The organism is Micromonospora sp. NBC_01412, assembly GCF_045040215.1.
GTDB classification, from domain to species: Bacteria; Actinomycetota; Actinomycetes; order Mycobacteriales; family Micromonosporaceae; genus Micromonospora; species Micromonospora rubida.
This window is the reverse complement of sequence record NZ_CP109528.1, coordinates 4,816,091-4,835,864: the sequence shown is the minus strand read 5'-3', so window position 1 is coordinate 4,835,864 and position 19,774 is coordinate 4,816,091. Positions and strand designations below refer to the sequence as shown.

12 protein-coding genes are annotated in these 19,774 nt (G+C 73.2%); 6 read left to right on the top strand and 6 right to left on the bottom strand.

The genetic code is table 11. From position 1 onward, the window contains the following. Nucleotides 1-442 precede the first annotated feature (442 nt). The 4 genes from OG617_RS22085 to OG617_RS22070 all read right to left on the bottom strand — a co-directional run bounded on the left by OG617_RS22085 (nt 443) and on the right by OG617_RS22070 (nt 4,798). Nucleotides 443-1,633 carry a lipopolysaccharide biosynthesis protein gene (locus OG617_RS22085; protein ID WP_405094919.1) on the bottom strand — a complete coding sequence of 397 codons (1,191 nt, stop codon included), beginning with the start codon at nt 1,631-1,633 and terminating at the stop codon, nt 443-445. A gap of 119 nt (nt 1,634-1,752) precedes the next feature. Further along, the gene (locus OG617_RS22080) at nt 1,753-2,778 is read right to left on the bottom strand and encodes an NAD-dependent epimerase/dehydratase family protein (RefSeq protein ID WP_350885326.1); all 1,026 of its coding nucleotides are present in this window, start codon (nt 2,776-2,778) and stop codon (nt 1,753-1,755) included. Nucleotides 2,779-2,789: 11 nt separating this feature from the next. Further along, complete coding sequence (locus OG617_RS22075) at nt 2,790-3,596, bottom strand: glycosyltransferase family 2 protein (protein WP_405094918.1); 807 nt, start codon at nt 3,594-3,596, stop codon at nt 2,790-2,792. Next, nucleotides 3,593-4,798, bottom strand: a complete 1,206-nt coding sequence (locus OG617_RS22070) for a nucleotide sugar dehydrogenase (protein WP_405094917.1) — start codon at nt 4,796-4,798, stop codon at nt 3,593-3,595. The genes OG617_RS22075 and OG617_RS22070 overlap by 4 nt, the downstream gene beginning before the upstream one ends. Nucleotides 4,799-4,911: 113 nt before the next feature. Here OG617_RS22070 and OG617_RS22065 point away from each other — a divergent pair, with 113 nt between their 5' ends. The 3 genes from OG617_RS22065 to OG617_RS22055 are packed head-to-tail and all read left to right on the top strand — an operon-like array spanning nt 4,912 to nt 9,356. After that, nucleotides 4,912-5,673, top strand: coding sequence for an FkbM family methyltransferase (locus tag OG617_RS22065; protein WP_405094916.1), 762 nt, complete (start codon nt 4,912-4,914; stop codon nt 5,671-5,673). After that, nucleotides 5,670-7,547, top strand: coding sequence for a hypothetical protein (locus tag OG617_RS22060; RefSeq protein ID WP_405094915.1), 1,878 nt, complete (start codon nt 5,670-5,672; stop codon nt 7,545-7,547). The genes OG617_RS22065 and OG617_RS22060 overlap by 4 nt, the downstream gene beginning before the upstream one ends. 3 nt (nt 7,548-7,550) lie before the next feature. Then, nucleotides 7,551-9,356, top strand: a complete 1,806-nt coding sequence (locus OG617_RS22055; RefSeq protein WP_405094914.1) for a hypothetical protein — start codon at nt 7,551-7,553, stop codon at nt 9,354-9,356. Nucleotides 9,357-9,411: 55 nt separating this feature from the next. On the opposite strand, the gene OG617_RS22050 is transcribed toward OG617_RS22055, so the two are convergent. Then, nucleotides 9,412-10,593, bottom strand: a complete 1,182-nt coding sequence (locus OG617_RS22050; protein ID WP_405094913.1) for a glycosyltransferase family 4 protein — start codon at nt 10,591-10,593, stop codon at nt 9,412-9,414. Nucleotides 10,594-10,694: 101 nt separating this feature from the next. Here OG617_RS22050 and OG617_RS22045 point away from each other — a divergent pair, with 101 nt between their 5' ends. The 3 genes from OG617_RS22045 to OG617_RS22035 all read left to right on the top strand — a co-directional run bounded on the left by OG617_RS22045 (nt 10,695) and on the right by OG617_RS22035 (nt 18,522). Further along, a complete protein-coding gene (locus tag OG617_RS22045; RefSeq protein WP_405094912.1) occupies nt 10,695-12,416 on the top strand; it encodes a substrate-binding domain-containing protein in 1,722 nt (573 codons plus the stop codon). Then, entirely contained in the window at nt 12,413-17,338 is a 4,926-nt protein-coding gene (locus OG617_RS22040; RefSeq protein WP_405094911.1) for an alpha-(1->3)-arabinofuranosyltransferase family protein, read from the top strand. The genes OG617_RS22045 and OG617_RS22040 overlap by 4 nt, the downstream gene beginning before the upstream one ends. A 113-nt stretch (nt 17,339-17,451) precedes the next feature. After that, nucleotides 17,452-18,522: a DUF3068 domain-containing protein gene (locus OG617_RS22035; protein ID WP_405094910.1), complete on the top strand. Its 1,071-nt coding sequence runs from the start codon at nt 17,452-17,454 to the stop codon at nt 18,520-18,522. 257 nt (nt 18,523-18,779) lie between these two features. Here the strand turns inward: OG617_RS22035 and OG617_RS22030 are convergent, their stop codons facing one another. After that, nucleotides 18,780-19,376, bottom strand: a complete 597-nt coding sequence (locus OG617_RS22030) for a hypothetical protein (RefSeq protein WP_405094909.1) — start codon at nt 19,374-19,376, stop codon at nt 18,780-18,782. Nucleotides 19,377-19,774: the final 398 nt, after the last annotated feature.

The following is a 19,774-nucleotide window of genomic DNA, read 5'->3' as shown; positions in this document are numbered from 1 at the left end:
CGCGATCGATTAGACGTGTGCGCGAGTCACAGTTCCGACACCAGGAGGGGAGGAGATCCTCATCCATCATTTCGTGAGGCCACCCACACCCTCGACCAGATCTTCGTCTCGACACGTGGCACCACAGTGCGAACCAGCACCTCTCTGGGCAACGCTCGCTCTCCGTCGAGGTTGACGACAGCAGCGTACCGCCGCCGCACCGCACCGCGCTCCGCCACCGGGGCCTCGCCGGATCGCAGGGCTCCAGGGACGGAAGCTCCGGCAGCACCCACCGCCGGCCGCGTCGCCGTGCCGGGCGTGACGGGCATTGCAGTAATGCCGCTCGCTGCGCTGATGCCCGCTGCATCACCCGCAGCGTCCGGTTTCTCAGCCGACCCGAGGTGTGAGCATGAACAAAATCGACGCCGCAGTGCCTCATGGCGTAGCCTCCCCCTCCGGACAGTCAGGGTGCCGGCCGAGCGCCGCCCCGGCGGGTCGCGAGCGCGGTGAGCGCGAGCGCCACCGCAGCCGTGCCGACCGCGCACCACAGGATCGCCGTGAAGGTGTGCGGCACCACCCACTCGGCGACCACGATCAGGCCGACCGTCGCCGCCCAGAGCGGCGCCGACGGCCACCGCGCACCCGCCGCCACCTGGGCGTTGACCAGCACGAACACCAGCGCGTACAAGGCACCGGTGGCGGCGAAGACCGGCGCGTAGCGGCCGAGGCCGACGTAGTCCGCGCCGCCCGCCAGGCGGAACGCGAGCCCACCGGCGAACGCCGACGCCGCCACCAGCACCGCACCGCAGCCGGCCACCAGGCCGAGGGCGACCATGAGCGCCCGCCGGTTGCCCTGCGCCAGGCGCGGGAGCGCCAGCACCGTGACCACCTGCGGCGCCCACAGCGCCCCCTTGGTGAGCACGGCCCCGACCGCGTACCCGCCCGAGGCGTCCGCGGGCAGCAGGTGGCGGACCAGGATCAGGTCGGCGTACGAGACGACGAGCATCGCGAGCGTCGCCGAGCAGGCGGTGAGGACCTGCCGGGCGGTGATGCCATGGCCGCCCGGCGCGTCGACCCGTGAACGGGCCAGGTGGGCCAGGACCGGCGGGATCAGCAGCGCGACGGCCGTACCCGCCAGGACCGACCCGGTCAGGCCGGCGCCGAGCAACAGGCCCGCGATCAGGCCCCCGTACCGGCAGACGGCCAGCACCGCCATGCCGAGTGCCAGGCGCAGGAAGCGCTCGTCACCCTGCAGCTCGCCCAGCCACCTGCCGGCCACCACCACGGCACCGGTGTAGACCGCGAGCAGTAACGTCACGGCCGGCGGAAGGTCCAGCAGCGCGCTCGCCACCGGCGTCAGGACGACCATGGCGCCGGCACAGACGGCCGCGGTCAGCCAGCCGATCCGACCGCTCGCCGCGCCGGGTGTGCGGGCCCGGTGGATCGCGACCGCGATCTGCAGCCCCACCCCGGGAACGCCGGCGATCGCCGCGATCGCGAGGACGGTGGCCAGCGCGCCCAGGTCGCCGGGGCCGAGCTGTCGGGCGCCGAGGACGGGCACGAGGTAGCCGAGCCCGTTGGTCAGCGCGCCCGCCACGGCCACCGCCGCCCCCGACATTCCGATCCGCCGCCGGGCGGAGGTCGTCACGGTCATCGCACCAACTGTCTAGGAGAGGGCTCGCGGTGCCCGAGACCGGCGACTTCCTGGTGCTGACCCGCCGCGCCGGGCCAGGCGCCGTCGGGCGCGACTCAGAGACGGCCGTCATGCGCCGCTCAGAGGCGGCCGTCGTGCACGGCCCGGGTCACCCATGGGATCACCTCGTCGAGCATGGCGTCGAGGCCGGTCGTCGCGGTGAAGCCGAGCACCTCGCGGGCCTTCGCGACGTCCGGCACCCGCTTGGTCACGTCGTGCTCGAACGGCTCGTCGCTGACGTACCGGAACGGCACGTCCGGGCCCTTGATCTTGCGCCAGATCAGCTCGGCCAGCTCCAGCACCGTGGTCGAATCGGCGGTCGAGAGGTTGAAGTCCTCGTTGCGCGCCGCCTCGTGCTCGATGGCCACCGCGATCCCGCGCGCCAGGTCGCCGCCGTAGGTGTAGTGGCGCACCTGCTCGCCGGTGCCGAGGATGTGCAGCGGGTCCTGCCCCTTGACGATCTTCTGCACCAGGTCGGGGACCACATGCGACATCGCCAGCTTGACGTTGCCGGAGAGCACCTCCGCCTCGCCGAGCGCGCGCCCCTCGCCGACACCGACGCAGTTGAACGGCCGCACGATCGTGTACGGCAGCCGGTACTGGTCCCAGGCCGCCCGCGCGTAGTACTCGACCGCCAGCTTCTGGAAGCCGTACGAGGACAGCGGCGGCGGGATCCGCCGCTCGTCGCCCTCCCGGCTCGGCCAGCGGTCGGTCGACTCGTACACCATCGACGACGAGATGTAGGTGACCTTGCGCAGCCGGCCGGCCCGGTGCGCCGCGATCGCCGCGTCGCAGGACGCCGCCATGATCCGCTCGTTGGTGGCGAGGAGGTCGTACGCGTACGCGTGGAAGTAGGAGATCCCGCCGATCATCGCGGCACCGGCGACGAAGTGATCGCAGCCGGCGAGCAGGTCGGCGAGGAGCGCGGCGTCGCGGGCGTCGCCCTCGACGAACCGGTAGCGGGGATGATCGTCGTAGCTGTGCGCCACCGGGCCGTACTTCGAGTGGTTGTCGAGCCCGACCACCTCGTGCCCGCGGCCGAGCAGCTCCTCCACCAGGTATCCGCCGATGAACCCCGCCGAGCCGGTGACCAACACCGTCGCCATCCGTGCCTCCTCTACCGCGCCACGTCGTCGGTCGCCACGTCTTCGGTCGCCACAGCCGGCGCGGGTGCGGCCGGCGCCGGGCGCCGGGCCTCCCACCGCGCGGCGAGCTGCTGCGCGGTCAGCCGCCGACCGAACGCGAAAAAGTACCAGCGCAGATAGCTGGGCAGGAACCGACCCACGTCGAAGTGCGACTCGCCGAGCTGCCGATCCAGCCAGATCGTCGGGATCTCGGCGACCGGGCGGCGCAGCCGGGTCGCCTTCGCGGTCAGCTCGATGCCGATCTCGAACCCGGTCCGGGACTCGATGCCGACCTCGCGGACGAAGTCGGTGTCGTACGCCTTGAAGCTGTTGGTCGCGTCGCGGGTGCCGACCCTCGCCAGCAGCCGCAGGCTGCGCCCGGCCCACCGGGAGGCCATCCGCTTGAATCGCGGCCCACCGACCTGCTGCCCACCGGGCATGTAGCGGGACGCGGCGGCGACCACCACGCCACGGTCGACGAGCCGGGCCAGGTCGTCGATCTGCCGTGGGTCGTCACAACCGTCGGCCATGGTCACCACGGCGACCGGCGCCTGCGCCGCGTCGATGCCGAACCGGATCGCGTTGGCCGGCCCGGGCCCGTACGTGTTGAGCACCGGGCGGACCCGCGGATCGCGGCGGGCGACCTCCCAGGCGTACGGGACGGTGGTGTCCTCCGGCATGTCGTGCACGATGAGCACCTCGGCCGGCAGCAGCACCTCACGCAGGATGCGGTCGAGGCAGCGGACGACGTCCGCGCCCTCGTTGTAGACCGGGATGACCACCGTGACCCGGGGGCTCACACCAGCACGCCCCGCCCGGTCAGGCCCCACATGTCGATCAGCGGCTGGTCGGTGTCGAGGTCGGCGTAGTCGGCGTGCGGCGCGGCGATCACCAGCAGGTCGGCACGCCGGAGCACCTCGTCGAGCGGGATGAGCCGGTCGTCGACCACGTACGGGTCGGTGCAGAGAGTCTCCCCCGCCTTGAGCGTCAGGATCTTGCGCAGCTTGTACGCCAGGCTGCTGCGGGTGTCGTCGCTGCCGCCCTTGAACGCCATGCCCAGGATGCCGACGGTCATCGTGGCGAGGTCGAACCGGTCCTCCAGCCGGGAGACCAGGTACAGCGGCAGGCCCTCGTTGATCAACATCGCCGAGTGGCCGAGCACGAAGTTGTTCCGGTTGAACGCGGCCAGCTGCATGGTGTCCTTGAGCAGGCACGGCCCGGCGGCGAAGCCGGGCATCGGCAGGTCGGCCGCGCGCGGGTAGTCGAACGCGACGGCGTGCCGGATGCGGGCGAAGTCGAGGCCGAAGTCGTTGGCCATCATCCAGAACTGGTTGGCGGTGGCGAACTTGACGTACCGCCAGGTGTTGGTGAACAGCTTCGCGAGCTCGGCCTCCTCCGGCTCCAGCGCGACGATCGAGTCGGTGAGCCGGCGGAAGAGCCGCTCCGCCCGTTCCATGGCCTGCGGCGTCCGGGCCGCGACGATCTGCGGCAGGGTGAACAACTCGGTCATCGCCCGGCCCTCGGCGATCCGCTCCGGGCAGAACGCCACGTCGACCGTGAGGCCCCTGCTCGCCAGCAGCTTCTCGGTCAGCGCCGTCACGCCCGGGTAGACCGTGCTGCGCAGGACCACCAGCTGCCCGTCGTGCAGGTGCTCGGCGCAGCGTTCCAGCGCCCGGGGCACCGCGCTGAGGTCGGGGTTGAGGTGTTCGTCGACCGGGGTGCCGACGACCACGACCAGGGTGTCGGCCAGGCCGACGCTCGTCGCCTCGGTGCTCGCGCGCAACCGGCCGGCGGCCAGCGCCGAGGTCAGCAGCTCCGCGGCGCCCTCCTCGGCGAAGGGCAGCGCACCGGAGTTGACCCGGTCGACCGCGGCGGCGTCGATGTCGTACAGCACGACGCTCAGGCCGCGGGAGGCCAGCGCGATGCCCAGCGGCAGGCCGACCCGCCCGCAGCCGCCCACGACGCAGACGTCGACCGTCGCCGCACCGTCCGCCTGTGTCATCGCCGCACCCTTCCGCCGGCCCGGCGGGGAAATCGCCCGCCGGCCAGTGCAGGTTACTGGCGAGGAAACCTCGGGTCTACCCATCCGTAGGTAAGGGACTAAGGTTCCACACCATGGCCGGCACGCTGTCCACGGAACTGAGTTCGCGGTTCGCCGCCAGGCTCCCGCCCCGCGCCGTCGGGGCCGCCGTTCGGCTCGCCTATCCGCGGGTCGAACCGGAACTCGCCCGGCTGCCCTCCTACGCGCCACGCGGCGGCACCGCGCTGGACGTCGGCGCCTGGTACGGACCGTGGACCCGTGGCCTGCGGCGGCTGGCCGACCGGGTCGTGTCGGTGGAGCCGGCGGCCGAGCTGGCGCGGTGCGTGGCCGCCGCCTACCCGGACGTGCGGGTCATCGAGGCGGTGGCCTCCGACCGGCCGGGTACGGCGGAGCTGTTCGTTCCCGCCGGTGGTCCCGGTATCGGCACCTCGTCGGTGGAGCATGGCGACGGCCCGTCGGTCACCGTCGACCGGATCACCGTGGACGGTCTCGGGCTCACCGACGTGCGGTTCGTCAAGCTCGACGTCGAGGGCCACGAGCTGCCGGCGCTACGCGGCGCCGAACGCACCATCCGGCGGGACGGCCCCCTTCTGCTCATCGAGCTCGAGGAGCGGATCCAGCCGATCGACCCGGTGCTCGCGCTGCTCGACGGGTGGGGTTACCGGCCGCACGTCATGCCGGACGACCGCTGGGTGCCGCTGGCCGGCTTCGACCTGATCGCGCACCAGCGGGCGGCGGTCGGCCGGGTGGCGCAGAGCTTCGCCCGGCGGGTCGTCAACCCGCGGCCGCGCTACGTCAACATGGTTCTGTTCCGACGCGAGGAGCCGCCCCGATGACGAAGCCTGGCAGCACGGCCGAGCAGGGCAACACGGCCTCGCCGAACACCACGGCCGCCAGGCCCGTCGACCCGATCCACCTCGCCGCCGTCGTGCTGATCACCGCGAGCGTGCTCTGGCGGGCGTCGATCACCACGCGTGGGTACCTCACCAGCGACGACTTCCCGATCATCGGCCAGGCCGACGCCGGTGGCCTGGATCCGGGGCACCTGTTCGGGCTCTACAACAACCACTTCATGCCGGCCGCCCGGCTGCTCACCTGGGTCACCCACCGGCTGACCGAGTACGAGTACTGGCCGTACGCCACGCTCATGGTGATCGGTCAGGTGGCCGTCAGCGTCGCCTTCTACCGGCTGCTGCGCCTCCTGCTCCCGGCGGGCTGGGCGTTGCTGGTGCCGCTGTGCCTGTTCGTGTTCAACCCGCTGACGCTGGAGGACAGCGCGTGGTGGGCGGTGGCGATCAACCTGCTGCCGATGCAGCTGGCCATGATCGTGGCCATCGGGGCCCAGGTGCGTTACATCCGTACCCGTCGGTGCCGCCACCTGGTCACGCTCGGCACGTCGGTCGTCGTCGCCCTGCTCTTCTTCGAGAAGGCGCTGCTGGTGGTCGCGGCGGTTTTCCTGCTGACGCTCTGCCTCTACGCACCGGGTGGGCCGCTGCGGGCGGTGGTGACGACGATCCGCCGCTGGTGGCCCGCCTGGCTGGTGCTCGGCGGGATCTCCGTGGTGTACCTGGCCGGCTACCTGTCGGTGTCGACGTCGACGCTACGCGCGCCGATCTCGGCGGGTGAGGTGGGCGCGTTCCTCCAGCAGTTCTACGGGCAGTCCCTCCCCGCCGGCCTGGTGGGCGGCCCGTGGACCTGGCTCGACGCCTCGGACGGCCCCGCCGTCGTCGCCCTGACCCGGACCGCCCAGTGGGTCTCGTGGGCGATCGTGGCGGCGTTCATCGGTTGCACGGTGTGGCTGCGCCGCGTGGTGGCGGTCCGGGCGTGGATCCTGCTGGCGCTCTACTCCGGACTGGGCGCCGGGCTGATCGGCGCCACCCGGCTCGGGTCCGGGTTCAGCGGGGTGGCCGGCCTGGTGCCGCGCTACTTCGGCGACGTGCTGCTGGTCGCGGCCCTCTGCGCCGGCGTGGCGCTCTGCGGCCTGCGCCGGGCGGAGCCCGCCGACGCCACAGAGCCCGCCGACGCCACAGAGCCGGGGCCGGTCCGCCGGCACCCCCAGCAGTTCGCCACCGCGCTCGCCGCCGGCCTGGTCGTGCTGATCGCCAGCAGCGTCTACAGCGGCGTCGACTTCGGCACCGACTGGCGGTCCAAGGCCGGGCGCGACTACCTGAACACGGCCCGCGCCGGCCTGGCCACCGCCGAGCCGGGAACCGTGTTCATGGACCAGCCGGTGCCCGACGCGGTGGTCCCCGCGTTGTCCAACCCGTGGAACCTGCAGTCGCGGTTCTTCGCGCCGCTCGACGACGAACCGGTCTTCGTGACCAAGGCCCGCAAGCTGTGGGTCTTCGACTCCTCCGGCCACGTCCGCCCGGCCTGGGTCAAGGGCGTCAGTGCGGCGCCCGGGCCGGCACCGGGCTGCGGCTACCAGGTCACGGGTGGACGGACGGCGCGGATCCCGCTGAAGGCCACGGTCGTCAACTACTGGCAGGCTGTGCGGATCGGGTACATCAGCGACCGGGACACCACCGCCACGTTCCGGCTCGGCGACGGCGAGGCGGTGCCGTTCGACGTGCACCGCGGGCTCAACGCGATGTTCCTGCTCGTGTCCGGGGGCGGCGACGAGGCCCAGCTCGCGGTGAGCGACCCGGCTGCCACGTTCTGCACCGACGAGATCAAGATCGGCGCGCTGGTGCCACAGCCGGTCGGGTAGCCGGTGCGCCATCGGCTGATCCCGCACGCCGCGCCGCACGCCGTCGCGGCGGCGATCACCGCCGTGGTGCTCGCCCCGCTGGCCCTGCCCGGTTACGTGCTGCGCTACGACATGGTCTTCGTGCCCCGTCAGCCGCTGAGCTGGGAGATGGTCGCGCCGGCCGACGCGCTGCCCCGCGCCGTGCCGCTGGACGCGCTGGTGTCGGCCGCCAACCTCGTCGCGCCGGGCTGGTTGGTGCAGCGGATCGCGCTGGTCGCGATCGTCTACCTGGCGGCGCTCGGCATGGCCCGGCTGATGCCGACCGGACGGACGCTCACCCGCGTGGCCGGCGCGTTCGCCTATGCCTGGACGCCGTACCTCGCCGAGCGGCTGCTGCTCGGGCAGTGGGGCCTCCTGCTGGCGTACGCGGCCCTGCCCTGGCTGGTCGCCGCGGTGCGGGACGTGCGCACCGGCCGGCCCGGCGGGCTGGCCCGCCTGGTGCTGGCGGCGGCGCCGGCCGCGGTGACCCCGACCGGCGGCGTGATCGCGCTGTGCACCGTGGCCGTGCTCCTGCCCGGTGGCTTCGCGGGCTGGCGCCGGGCGACGGCCACCGCCCTCGGCGCGGTCGCCGCGCTCAACGCGCCCTGGCTCGTCGCGGCCGCGACGAGTGCCGCCGACGGCCGGTCGGACCCGGAAGGCGTCGCCGCGTTCGCCGCGCGGGCCGAGAACTGGGGCGGCGCGTGGACCGCGCTGGCCGGCACCGGCGGCATCTGGAACGCGCAGACCGTTCCCGGCAGCCGGTCCTCGCCGCTCGTGCCGGTCGCGACGCTGGTGCTGCTCGCGGTTGCCGTGGTGGGTGTGCGGGAACTGCGTCGGCGGTGGCCGGGCGGGACCGGGCGACTGGGGCTGCTCGCGGCCGGCGCGTTCCTGCTCGCGGCGGCGGGCACCGCGCCCGGTGCGCCGGCCCTGGAACGGCTCATCGACACGGTTCCGGGCGCCGGGCTGCTGCGCGACGGCCAGAAGCTCCTGATCCCGTACGCGGTCCTGCTGGCCCTGGGGGTGGCCCTCGGCGCCGAGGTGCTCGCGGGCAGGTTGGCTCGCCGTTTCGACGCCGGGGCGGGCCGGGTCGTGCTTGTCGCGGCCGCGCTGCTGCCGGTGGCGATCCTGCCCGACCTGGCCTTCGGCGCCGCCGGGCAGCTCCGGCCGGTGCGCTACCCGGCCGACTGGGACGCGGTGGCGGCGCGGGTGGCCGCCACGCCCGGCGAGGTGCTCTCGCTGCCGTTCGAGGGCTACCAGCGTTACGGCTGGGCCCACGACACTGTGGTGCGTGACCCCGCGCCGCGCTACCTGGACGCGCCGGTGTTGATGAACGACGCGCTGCGGGTCGGCGACGTGACGGTCGACGGCGAGAACCCACGGGCGGCGCGGGTCCGCGCCGTTCTCGACGCGGACGGCCCGCTCGCCGAGTTGGGGGTCCGGTGGGTGCTGGTCCGGCGTGAACCCGGCGTCGAGCCGCCCGCGACGGCCCTCGCCGGACTGCGTCCGGTCTTCGCCGGTCCGCACCTTGAGCTGTGGGAGAACCCGGCCGCCGCCCCGCCGCCATCCGCCGCCCGGCGGTGGCCCGCAGCCGCCGCGCACCTGGTCGCCGCAGCGATCGTGGTTCTCGCTCTCCTGGCCCTGCTGCTCAGCGGACAAAGATCGTGGTATATTCCGCGCACTCACGAACCCGGGGAGGTAGAACCATGGCCAAGCTGGCCACGTTCGCCGTCGCTGCTGTCCTCGGCGCGGCGCTGGGCATCATCGGCCTCGTCGCGACGGTCGGAGCGGTGAGTCCGTCCGCCGACCACGTCGCCGAAGAGACCACCGACACCCCTGTCACCAAGGTCTACGGCAACCGCTGATCCGCTAGCTGCGGCGTGGTCGCCGGCAACTGCCCGGCGACCACATCGGCGAACGCCGTCCCCGACACCAACCAGGTGAAGCGCCGCGCATAGGCCGCGGCAGCCGTGCCCATCTCCGCGCGCCGGTCCGGGTCCAGCAGCAACGCCCGGACCGCCTGGAAGAACTGGAACTCGTCGTCGACCAGCATGCCGGTCTGCCCGTCGGCCATCGCCTCGGCGACCCCGCCGGCGGCGCGGAACGCGACGGACGGGGTGCCCCGGGCACCGGCTTCCACGATGGTCAGCCCCCAGCCCTCCTTGAGCGACGGCACCAACGACACCCACGAGCTGCACAGCAACTCGTGCTTGCGCTCCTCCGGGACGAACCCGGTGAACCGGACGCGGTCGGTGATGTCGAGGTCGGCGGCGAGCCGCCGCAGCGGCTCGTCCCACCAGCCCTGGCCGGCCACCACCAGCTCGAGCTCCGGCAGCTCCGTGGCGAGCAGTGCGGTGGCGCGCAGCGCCAGCTCCACCCGCTTGTGCGGAACGAGCCGGCCGAGCACCACCAGGCTCGGGTGGGCGGTACGCGGCACCGGCGGGCCGACGACGGCCGGCGTCCCGTTGTGGATGACCGCGATCCGGACCGGGTCGACGCCGAGCCCGGCGAGCTCACTGCGGGTCGACTCGGACACCGTCACGTACCGGCAGGTCCGGTAGACCCGGACCGCCAGCCGCGACTCGATCCACCAGCCGATCCGGGCCATCCACGGGCCGAAGACCACCGGCCACTGCTCACGGTGCACGTGGTGGACCAGCGCGATGACCGGGCGGCGGGCGTAGACCCGGCTGAGGAACGGCATGCCGTTGCACACGTCGACGATCACGTCCGGCCGGCCGAGCCGCCGACGGGCGAGCGGACCGATGCCGAAGGCGCCGGCCAGGTAGACCAGGGCCGCGTACAGGTAGACCGTGTGGCGGCCGCCGCGGCGCAGGATGCGGATCCCCTCGGGCATCGTCTCCAGGGCGGGACCGTCGGCGTGTGCCTGGCAGAACAGGGTCACCCGGTAGCCGCGCGTGACCAACTCGGCGCCGACCCGTTCGAGGAAGACCTCCGAGCCGCCGCCCTCCGGGTGGCGGGTGTCCCGCCAGCTGAGGAAGAGGACATGAGGACCAGAGCTATGGGTCATGGCCTACTCATCCACCCCTACTTGCGAGTACGGTTCGCGGTTGCGTCACACTAGGACGCTTCTGCAGAGTTCCGCAACGGTGACGTCACAGAGGAGGAAGTGTGGCGAACGGCGGCCTGCGGACCCGGCCGGAGTTCTGGCCGGTCCTGCTGCTCAGCGTCGCGCTGGTCGCGGTGCTCGGCGGTTGGGGTGCGACCAGCTACCTCGATCGGACTCGGCATGAGCCGCCGTGTACACAACGGATCGAGCTGCGGATCGCGGTGGCGCCGAGCGTCGAACCGCCCGCCCGGCAGGTCGCGCGCGACCTGGCCGCCCGGGAACGCTGCCTCGACGTGGTGATGGAGGCGCGCGAGTCCGCGGACGTGCTGCGCGACCTCACCCGTCCGGTGGCCAGCGGCGCGGGGGCCAGCACGGCGACGGGTCCGCCGCCCGCGACAACGGCTACGACCGCGGCTCCCACCGCTCCCCCCGACGCCTGGTTGCCGGAGTCGACGCTGTGGCTGCGCCGTGCCCGCGCCGCCGGCGCCTTCCAGGTGCCGGCGGAGGGCGTCTCCGTGGCGAGCACCCCGGTCGTGTTGTCGCTCGACGAGCGGTCGGCCGCGCGGCTGAGGCGCGACGGCACCCTCGGGTGGACCGGTCTGGTCGCCGACGAACGACCACCGCTGCCCGTCGTGCTGCCCGACCCGACGGCCAGCCCGCTCGGCTTCGGCGCGCTGGTGGGCATCCGGGCGCTCGCCGACTCCGCCCAACCGGCGGCGGGTGCGGCCGGTGCGGCGGCGATCATGCGTCGACTGGCGGCCCGCACGTCGCCGCTCTCCGGTGCGGCCCCCGCACCCACCGGCCCCGGTGCGGCCGAATCCGCGGTCGTCAGCACCGAGCAGGCGATCCTCCTGGCCGCCGTCGGCGGCGGTACGCGCCAGGTCGCCGTCTACCCGCCGGCGCCCGTACCCGGCCCGGACTACCCGTACGCGATCCTCGCCTCCGATGCGCGCCGCGAGGGTGCCGCCGCCTTCCTGCGCGGGATGCTCGCCGCCGAGGGCGCGGTGGCGTTGACCGGCCATGGCCTGCGTACCCCGAGCGGCGGGCCGCCCGCCGGCATCCCCGCCGGCAGCGGGATCCGCACCGGGGGATACCCGCCGGCGTCCCTACCCGCCGAGACGGACGCGACCGCGCTGCTCAACGCGTGGGGCGGGGTGCACATCAGCGCCCGGATGCTCGCGGTCCTGGACATCTCCGGATCGATGGCCGCGCAGTTGCCGGGATCGACGGAGACCCGGCTCTCCGCCATGATCAAGGCCGCCCAGGGCGGCGCGGAGCTGCTCCTGGGCACCACCGAGCTCGGCATCTGGGAGTTCTCCACCGACCTGGACGGCGAGCGTGACTACCGCGAGGTGATACCGGTGGGTCCGGTCGGCCCGCGCCGCGCGGAGATCGTGGACGCGCTCGACCGGGTACGGGTCAAGCCGAACGGCGCGACCGGGCTCTACGACACCACGCTCGCCGCGTACCGCGACGCGACCCGGAACTGGACCGTCGGGCGGATCAACATGGTGCTGGTCCTGACCGACGGCAAGGACGACAACGCCAGCGGGATCAGCCGCGCGAAGCTGCTGGACGAGCTGGCCGAGTTGCGCGACAAGCGCCGTCCGGTGCCGATCCTGTTCATCGGCGTCGGCCCGGACATCGATCCGGACGAGCTCAAACAGATCGCCCGGGCCACCGGCGGACGGGTCGCGCTGACCCCACGACCGTCCGGCATCCAGCGGATCTTCTTCTCCGCGCTGGCCGAGTTCAGCTGCCTGCCGCCGAAGTGCCGCCGATGACGGCCACCACGCGGGACCGCGTTTCCGGGCCGACCGCCGCCCGGCCGGTGGGCGCGGCCGGCGGCACCGATGCGGTGGACCGTCGGCGGCGGCGCCTCGCCACCTGGGCGGGCGCGCTCCTGCTCGTGGTGGCCGCCGTGCTGCAGCGCCCCGGACGGACCACCTTCGACACCAAGCTGGACCTGGCCGTCGACCCGATCGGGTTCATGGCCCGGGCGCTGCACCTGTGGAACCCGGAGGCGGCCTCGGGGGAACTGCAGCAGCAGGCGTACGGCTATCTGTTCCCGATGGGCCCGTTCTTCGCCGTCGGTGACCTGCTCGGCCTGCCCCCGTGGGTGACCCAGCGAGCCTGGAGCGCGCTCCTGCTCTGCGTCGGGTACCTCGGCGTGGTGCTGCTCGCCCGGGCGCTGCGGATCGGCGCCGAGCCCGGGCGGCTGCTGGCCGGGCTGGCCTACGCGCTCGCGCCCCGGATGCTGACCGAGATCGGCCCGCTCTCCGCGGAGATGCTGCCCGTGGTCGTGCTGCCGTGGGTGCTGCTGCCGTTGGCTGCGGTGCGCCGCATCGGCTCGGCCCGGCGCGCGGCGGCCCTCTCCGGGCTCGCCGTGCTCTTCATGGGCGGGATCAACGCCGCCGCCACCGTGATGGCGCTGGTGCTGCCCGCGCTCTGGCTGGCGACCCGGCGCTGGGACCGGCAACTGGCCGTGCTCGCCGCCTGGTGGTGCGTCTTCGTGGCGGGCGCGACCCTCTGGTGGGTCGCGCCGCTGCTGCTCTTCGGGCAGTACAGCCTGCCGTTCCTGGACTACATCGAGTCGTCGGCGACGACCACTGCGGTGACCTCGCTCTTCCAGGCCGTACGCGGCACCAACCAGTGGGTCGGCTACGTCGTCCAGGGCGAACCATGGTGGCCGGCCGGCTGGGTGCTCATCGACAACCCGGCGCTGATGGCCGCGACCGCGCTGGTCGCGTTGGTCGGCCTGGTGGGGCTCGCGCTGCGCGACCTGCCCGAGCGCCGGTTTCTCGTACTCGGGGTGCTGACCGGGCTGACCCTGCTGACCACCGGCTATCTCGGCACGCTGGACAGCCCGCTCGCCCCGTTCGTCCGCGACCTGCTCGACGGGCCACTCGCGCCGCTGCGCAACGTGCACAAGTTCGAGCCGGTGCTGCGGCTGCCGCTCCTACTCGGCCTCGCCCACGCGGCCAGCCGCCTGGTCGCCCGGCGCCGGGTGCGGATCCACGCGGCACCGGTCGTGGCGGGCCTGCTGCTCGTCGCGTCCGCGCCCGCGTGGTTGCTCATGCTGCGGCCGGGTCCGGGGTGGACGGACCTGCCCACACACTGGCGGCAGGCGGCCGGCTGGCTCGCCGCGCAGGATCCGCAGGCCCGCACTCTGGTCGTCCCCGGGTCCGGGTTCGCGCAGCACACCTGGGGCCGGACGGTGGACGAGCCGCTTCAGCCGCTGGCCGGCGCCCCCTGGGCCACCCGGCACCAGATCCCGCTCGGCTCCGAAGGCAACATCCGGGTGATGGACACCGTCGAGACGATCCTGGCGCAGGGCCGTGGCTCACCGGCTCTCGCCGACTTCCTCGCCCGCTCCGGCTACCGCTACCTGCTGGTCCGCCACGACATCGACCGGACGGCCAGCGGCGCCCCACCGGTCGCGGTCATCCGGCAGGCGATCGCGGGCTCCCCGGGGCTGCGGCCGGCCGCGTCGTTCGGTCCCGAGGTGAGCGTCGACGATCCGCAGCGCAGCCCGGTCGACGCGGCGGAGTCCGTACCGGCGATCGAGATCTTCGCGGTCGACCGCGTGGTGCCCACCGTGTCGGCGTCTGCCCGCGCCGACGTGCCGGTGGTCAGCGGCGGACCGGAGTCGCTGCTCGGGGTGCTCGAGCAGGGCCTGCTCGACCCTCGGCAGCCGGTCCTGCTGACCGGCGACGCGGAACCGGCCGACGCGGCCGGTCCGCGGATCGTCACCGACGGGCTGCGTCGGCGCGAGCTGAACGTGGGCCGGATGCGCGACAACGTCAGCCACACCCTGACCTCCGACGAGGCGACCCGGCAGGGACGGATCCGCAGCGACCTGCTCCCGTTCGCCGCCGATGGGCATCAGACCGTCGCCGCGTACCAGGGCATCCGATCGGTGGACGCGTCCAGCGGCGCCAGCTTCGCCGACTCCGGCAGCGGCACCGAGCCGTCCTACCTCCCGTTCGCCGCGCTCGACGGCGACCCGGCCACCGCCTGGCGCTCCGACCCGTTCCAACCGGCCTCGGGCCAGTGGCTGGAGGTCACCCTCGACACGCCGCGCCGCGTCACCGAGGTCACCGTGGACTTCTCCGACGACCTGCGGGTGGCGCTCCCGGTCGGGCTGGTGCGGATCAGCACCGACCAGGGTGCGGTCGACCGGGCAGTGCCCGACACTCCCGGGCCGCACCGGCTCGAGACGCTCCCCGGCCTGACCACGACCGTACGGGTGACGGTGCTCGCCCTCCGCCAGGGCTACAGCGGCGGCGCGGTGGCGCTACGCGAGCTCGACGTTCCGGGGCTGGCCGCCCAGCGCGGGCTGCGCGCGCCGGCGGACCTGAGCGGGGGGCCGGCGCCGGCGTACGCGTTCAGCCGCGCCCCGCAGGACCGCGGTGCCTGCTTCACCGGCCCGGACGGACTCCGCTGCGACCAGTTCCTGGCCCGTACGGGCGAGGAGCCGCTGGGCGTGGACCGGTTCTTCGCGACGCCGGTGGACGCGACGTACAACCTGCGCCTGACCGCGCGACCCCGCACGGGCGGGTCGATGCCGGTGGACCGCCCGGTGACCGCCTCGGCGTCGTCGGTGCTCGCCGGGGACCTCACGGTCGCCGCCGACGCGGCGGTGGACGGCGATCCGGCCACGGCATGGCTCGCGGAACCGATCGACGACCGTCCGACGCTGCGCCTGCGGTGGGGGCAGCGCCGGACGATCGACCGGGTACGACTGGTCGCGCCGACGGCGCCGCTCTCCGCCCGGCCACGGCAGGTCGTGCTGCGAACCCGGTCCGGTTCGACCACCGCGCCGGTCGACGCGGACGGCTGGATCCGCTTCCCGAAGCTGACCACCGACCGGCTGGACATCGCGGTGACCGCGTTCGACCGCGCGGTGGCCGACCCGCGCGGCAACGCGTGGCCGGCGCCGGTCGGCGTCGCCGAGGTCGAGGTCCCCGCGCTCGCCGACCTCCTGCGGCCGGCCGGTGCCGGCACGCCGGTGGCGGTGCCGTGCGGCAGTGGGCCGACGGTGACGCTCGACGGCGTCGGGTACCCGACCGCGGTCTCCGGAACCCTGGCGGACCTGCGCGCCGGCCGGTCGTTGGCGGTGACCGTGTGCGACGACTTCGCGAGCGAGGGGGTGCAGCTCCCCGCGGGCGAACACCGCCTGCGCACGGTGCCGTCGACCGCGTTCGTCGTGGACTCGGCAGCGCTCGTGCCGGACGGGACCAGCCCGGCGGCGCCGACGCGGTCGCGCGACGTGAAGGTCGACCGGTGGGCCGCCACCGACCGGACGGTCACGATCGGCGCGGGCGAGGCGGCGCTGCTCGTCGTGACGGAGAACTTCAACGCCGGCTGGACCGCGACGCTGGGCGGCCAGCAACTGCGGGCCGAGCGGGTCGACGGATGGCAGCAGGCGTTCGAGGTGCCGGCCGGCAGCGGCGGCACCGTGACGCTCCGCTTCACCCCTGACCAGCCCTATCGGACCGGGCTGGTGGCGGGCGCTGTCGCCGTTTTCGTCGTCGGAATCGCCGCGCTCGTGCCGGCTCGGCGCCGCCGACCGGTCGAGGGCCCGGCGACGGACCAGCCGTCCCGTACCGGCGGCGAGTGGTGGGTCGTGGTGCCGCTGATGGCGCTCGCGGTCGCCCTCGGCGGCGTGGCCGCGGCCGCGCTGCTGCTCGCCGCCATGCTGATGCGCCTGCTGCGGCCGGGTGCACTGCCGGGGATCGCCTTCGTCGCCGGTGCCGGCGGCATCTCGGTGGCCGTCCTGGGCCGCCTGCTGGGGCACGGGCAGGAATGGGTGTACGGGGCCGTCGTGCAAGCGGCGATGCTCGCGGCGGTGTGCGCCGTCGCGGCGACCGTGGTGCCGGCCGCCCGCCGCCCGCCCGAGGCCGAGGCCGACACGGAGCAGTCGCCGGAGCCGTCGCCCACGCCACCGCACGAGGAGCGGTACCGGGCGACGCTCGGTCGGTCGGTCGCGCTGTTCCGTGGCTTCCTGCACGAACAGTCCGACCCCGACCGGTTCTACTCGCTGCTCGCCGACGACTCCGTACGCCAACTGCGGTCCTACGTGGACCTCGCCGGTGCGCGGGTCCTCGACGTGGGTGGCGGCCCCGGCTACTTCGCCACCGAGTTCCGGGAGTCCGGCGCGACGTACATCGGTCTGGACCCGGCCGTCGGTGACTTCGCCGCGGCCGGTGCCGCGGTGTCGGGCATGGTGCGGGGCAGCGGGACCGCGCTGCCCGTACGGTCCGGTGGGGTGGAGGTCTGCTATTCGTCCAACGTGCTCGAACACGTCGCCGAACCCGAGGCGATGCTGGACGAGATGGTCCGGGTGACCCGCGCCGGCGGCACCGTGTTCGTGTCGTTCACCCCGTGGCTGTCCCCGTGGGGCGGCCACGAGACCTCCCCGTGGCACTTCCTGGGTGGCGAGCGGGCCCGGCGGCGCTACCTGCGCCGTAACGGCCGAGAGCCGAAGAACCGGTTCGGGCACACCCTGTTCCCGGTCAGCGCCGCGCGGGCGATGCGGTGGGCCAGGGCGGCCCGGCGCGCCGGCGCCATCGACATCGTTGACGTGCTGCCCCGGTACCACCCGGGGTGGGCGCGGTGGGTGGCCCGGGTCCCGGCGCTACGGGAAACGCTCACCTGGAACTTCACAATGGTTCTCCGGAAAACGGCGGAACCCGATGATTGAGCGTATGAAGATGCGGCTCAGGGGTCGCTTCCGGATGTAACTCGGTAGTAACCTCTGGCAGCCGGCAGCAGTCCGCCTGCCGAACTACCCGTCCCTCAATACGTGGAGGCACTATGAGGTCTCGCGTCATCGGCGCCGCGCTGTTCGGCGTCGGTGTCCTCGCGTTGGTCTTCGCCGGCGGTCTCGCGTTCGTCGTGGCACCCCAGGCGGAACGTCTGCCGTACGACCTGGAGCGTACCCAGTCAGTCGCCGAGGCACCCAACGCCCGCTTCATGCAGATCACCAACGGCAAGGCGGAGGTGAACCAGGCCACCCTGCGTTCGACCATCACCGTGCAGCCGGACGCCAAGGAAACCGCCAAGCTGGACGGCTCGCTCGACGGCAACGCCGTCGTGTGGCTGGTCGGGCAGGAGGTCATCCGCACCGACACCAAGGCCCTGATCAGCGCCTACAGCACGTCGCTGGCACTCGACCGGAAGTCCGGCGCCGCCCAGCAGTGGGACAAGCAGTGGCTCGACACCGGCAGCAACCGGCAGAGCGTCAACTACTCGGGCCAGATCTACAAGTTCCCGTTCGGCACCGAGAAGAAGACCTACGAGATCTTCGACCGGGACATCAACACCACCCAGCCGGCGCGCTTCGTCAAGACCGAGCAGATCAACGGGCTGGAGACCTACCAGTTCACCCAGGAGATCCGCGACGCGACGCAGCCGTTGCCGGCCGACCGCCTGCAGCTCCTGGTGGGCCAGCTCGTGCCCGGTGCCACCACCGGCCGGGTCAGCTACAGCAACACCCGCAAGGTGTGGGTCGAGCCGACCACCGGCCAGTTCGTCAAGGTGGAGGAGACCCAGAGCAAGAAGCTCGTCGGCGACAACGGGCAGGAGACCGTCATCCTCGACGCGGTCTTCACCTACACCGACGACGCGATCGCGCGCAGCGCCGACACGGCAGGCTCCAACCGGCAGTTGCTCCAGATGGTCAACCTGTGGGGTCCGCTCGCACTCGCGGTCATCGGCCTGGTGCTGGTGATCGTCGGTCTCCTCATGGCACTGCGCCGTCCCCGCGTGGCGACGGTCGGCGGCAGCGTCCCGGAGCCCCGCCGGGGCTCCGGCCGCCACGCCGACACGGGTCCGGCGGGGGACGCGGACCCGGGACGCGACGGGCCGCAGAAGGCCGACAGGTAGGCCGACCAGCTCGGCGGATGTGACCTGAGGTGCCGGCCGGTCGGGCCGGCACCTCAGGTCAGCCCCGATCTTCGGGACGTGCCGGTATCAGTTCGCCGCCACGCGCTCCGCCAACGCCGCGAGGAGCACATCCCGATGCTCGTCACCGGTGAGAGCCGGTTCTGAGTCCAGCGGACCAGCGCGCGCACAACGGACCATTCCGCGCAGCGGAAGAGCATGGCCGAGGCGATCGTGGGCCGCTACGCGCCGGACCGGCGCTATCCGACCGTCAGGTGCCGCTCGGCGAGACGTTTTCCGTGCAGATGGCGCCGGACCGCGATGACCACCGTCAACACGGCACCGACCAGCACGCTGAGGGATGCCAGAGCCGAGGCGGCCAGCGCCGCCAGCGCCCTCGAACGCGCATCGTGGAACCGGGGAGGATCCCCGATCGAGAAGGACGAGGTGACGTGCTCGTCCGAGACCGTGCAGGTCAGCGTGTACGTGCCGACCGGTTTGACGTACATCATCTGTAGGCCGCGCCAACGCTCGCCGTCCACCTCCAAGGTGAGACCGTCGGAGAGCATCGAAACCAGAACCGACTCTCCGAGCTTCTGGGTGTCCGCCTCGGAGTATTGGCAGGCTGGGACATACTGCTCGCCCTTGACCCACACCATCTTCCCGGCCTCGGGCATATGCACGGTGAGCGGCTGCCCGGGCGTGACGCGCTGCCCGAGGTCACCCCCGAAGGGAACCAGGAACAGCATCGCGGCGGCGGCCAGCACGCCGCCGGCGGCGATCAGCGCCGCGACGACGTACCAGATCCGGCGGGGCAGTAGCGGGTCGGCAGCGACGGACGCCGGAGCAGGATCCATGGAGGCATGATCGCTTGCGGCCTGTGGCCGTGCCAGTACCCGTTCGGCCACGGGACCGGTGGGCCCTCCAGCCGCGACGCGCGGCACCTTGCGTTCTCGCGCGCAACCAACATCGCCGCCGCCAGCCGCCACCACGCCCGCGACAGCAGCCGCTGGCACTACCGGGCATCACCTGACGACAGAGATGATGTTCGTGAGCGCCTCCCGGCGGGGTCTGACCCACCTGACGACTGACTTCGGGTCCTTCAAAGATTTGTCGGCCCTGTCCGGAAGGCGCTCGTGCACGCACCGGACGTGGCGTTGTGACTTCATAGGAGCCTGGCCAGAGGCCCCATCTCTGTCTTGTCCGCGTTGCCCGGCTGGTGCGTGCCGCCCTGCCCCACTGCGACGAGCGACAG

What these genes read in the sequence shown, in the direction of transcription:
- OG617_RS22040 (WP_405094911.1), top strand. Translation starts at nt 12,413, where the DNA reads ATGACGGCCACCACGCGGGACCGCGTTTCCGGGCCGACCGCCGCCCGG.
- OG617_RS22035 (WP_405094910.1), top strand. Translation starts at nt 17,452, where the DNA reads ATGAGGTCTCGCGTCATCGGCGCCGCGCTGTTCGGCGTCGGTGTCCTC.
- OG617_RS22070 (WP_405094917.1), bottom strand. Translation starts at nt 4,798, where the DNA reads ATGACACAGGCGGACGGTGCGGCGACGGTCGACGTCTGCGTCGTGGGC.
- OG617_RS22080 (WP_350885326.1), bottom strand. Translation starts at nt 2,778, where the DNA reads ATGGCGACGGTGTTGGTCACCGGCTCGGCGGGGTTCATCGGCGGATAC.
- OG617_RS22030 (WP_405094909.1), bottom strand. Translation starts at nt 19,376, where the DNA reads ATGGATCCTGCTCCGGCGTCCGTCGCTGCCGACCCGCTACTGCCCCGC.
- OG617_RS22060 (WP_405094915.1), top strand. Translation starts at nt 5,670, where the DNA reads ATGACGAAGCCTGGCAGCACGGCCGAGCAGGGCAACACGGCCTCGCCG.
- OG617_RS22085 (WP_405094919.1), bottom strand. Translation starts at nt 1,633, where the DNA reads ATGACCGTGACGACCTCCGCCCGGCGGCGGATCGGAATGTCGGGGGCG.
- OG617_RS22065 (WP_405094916.1), top strand. Translation starts at nt 4,912, where the DNA reads ATGGCCGGCACGCTGTCCACGGAACTGAGTTCGCGGTTCGCCGCCAGG.
- OG617_RS22050 (WP_405094913.1), bottom strand. Translation starts at nt 10,593, where the DNA reads ATGACCCATAGCTCTGGTCCTCATGTCCTCTTCCTCAGCTGGCGGGAC.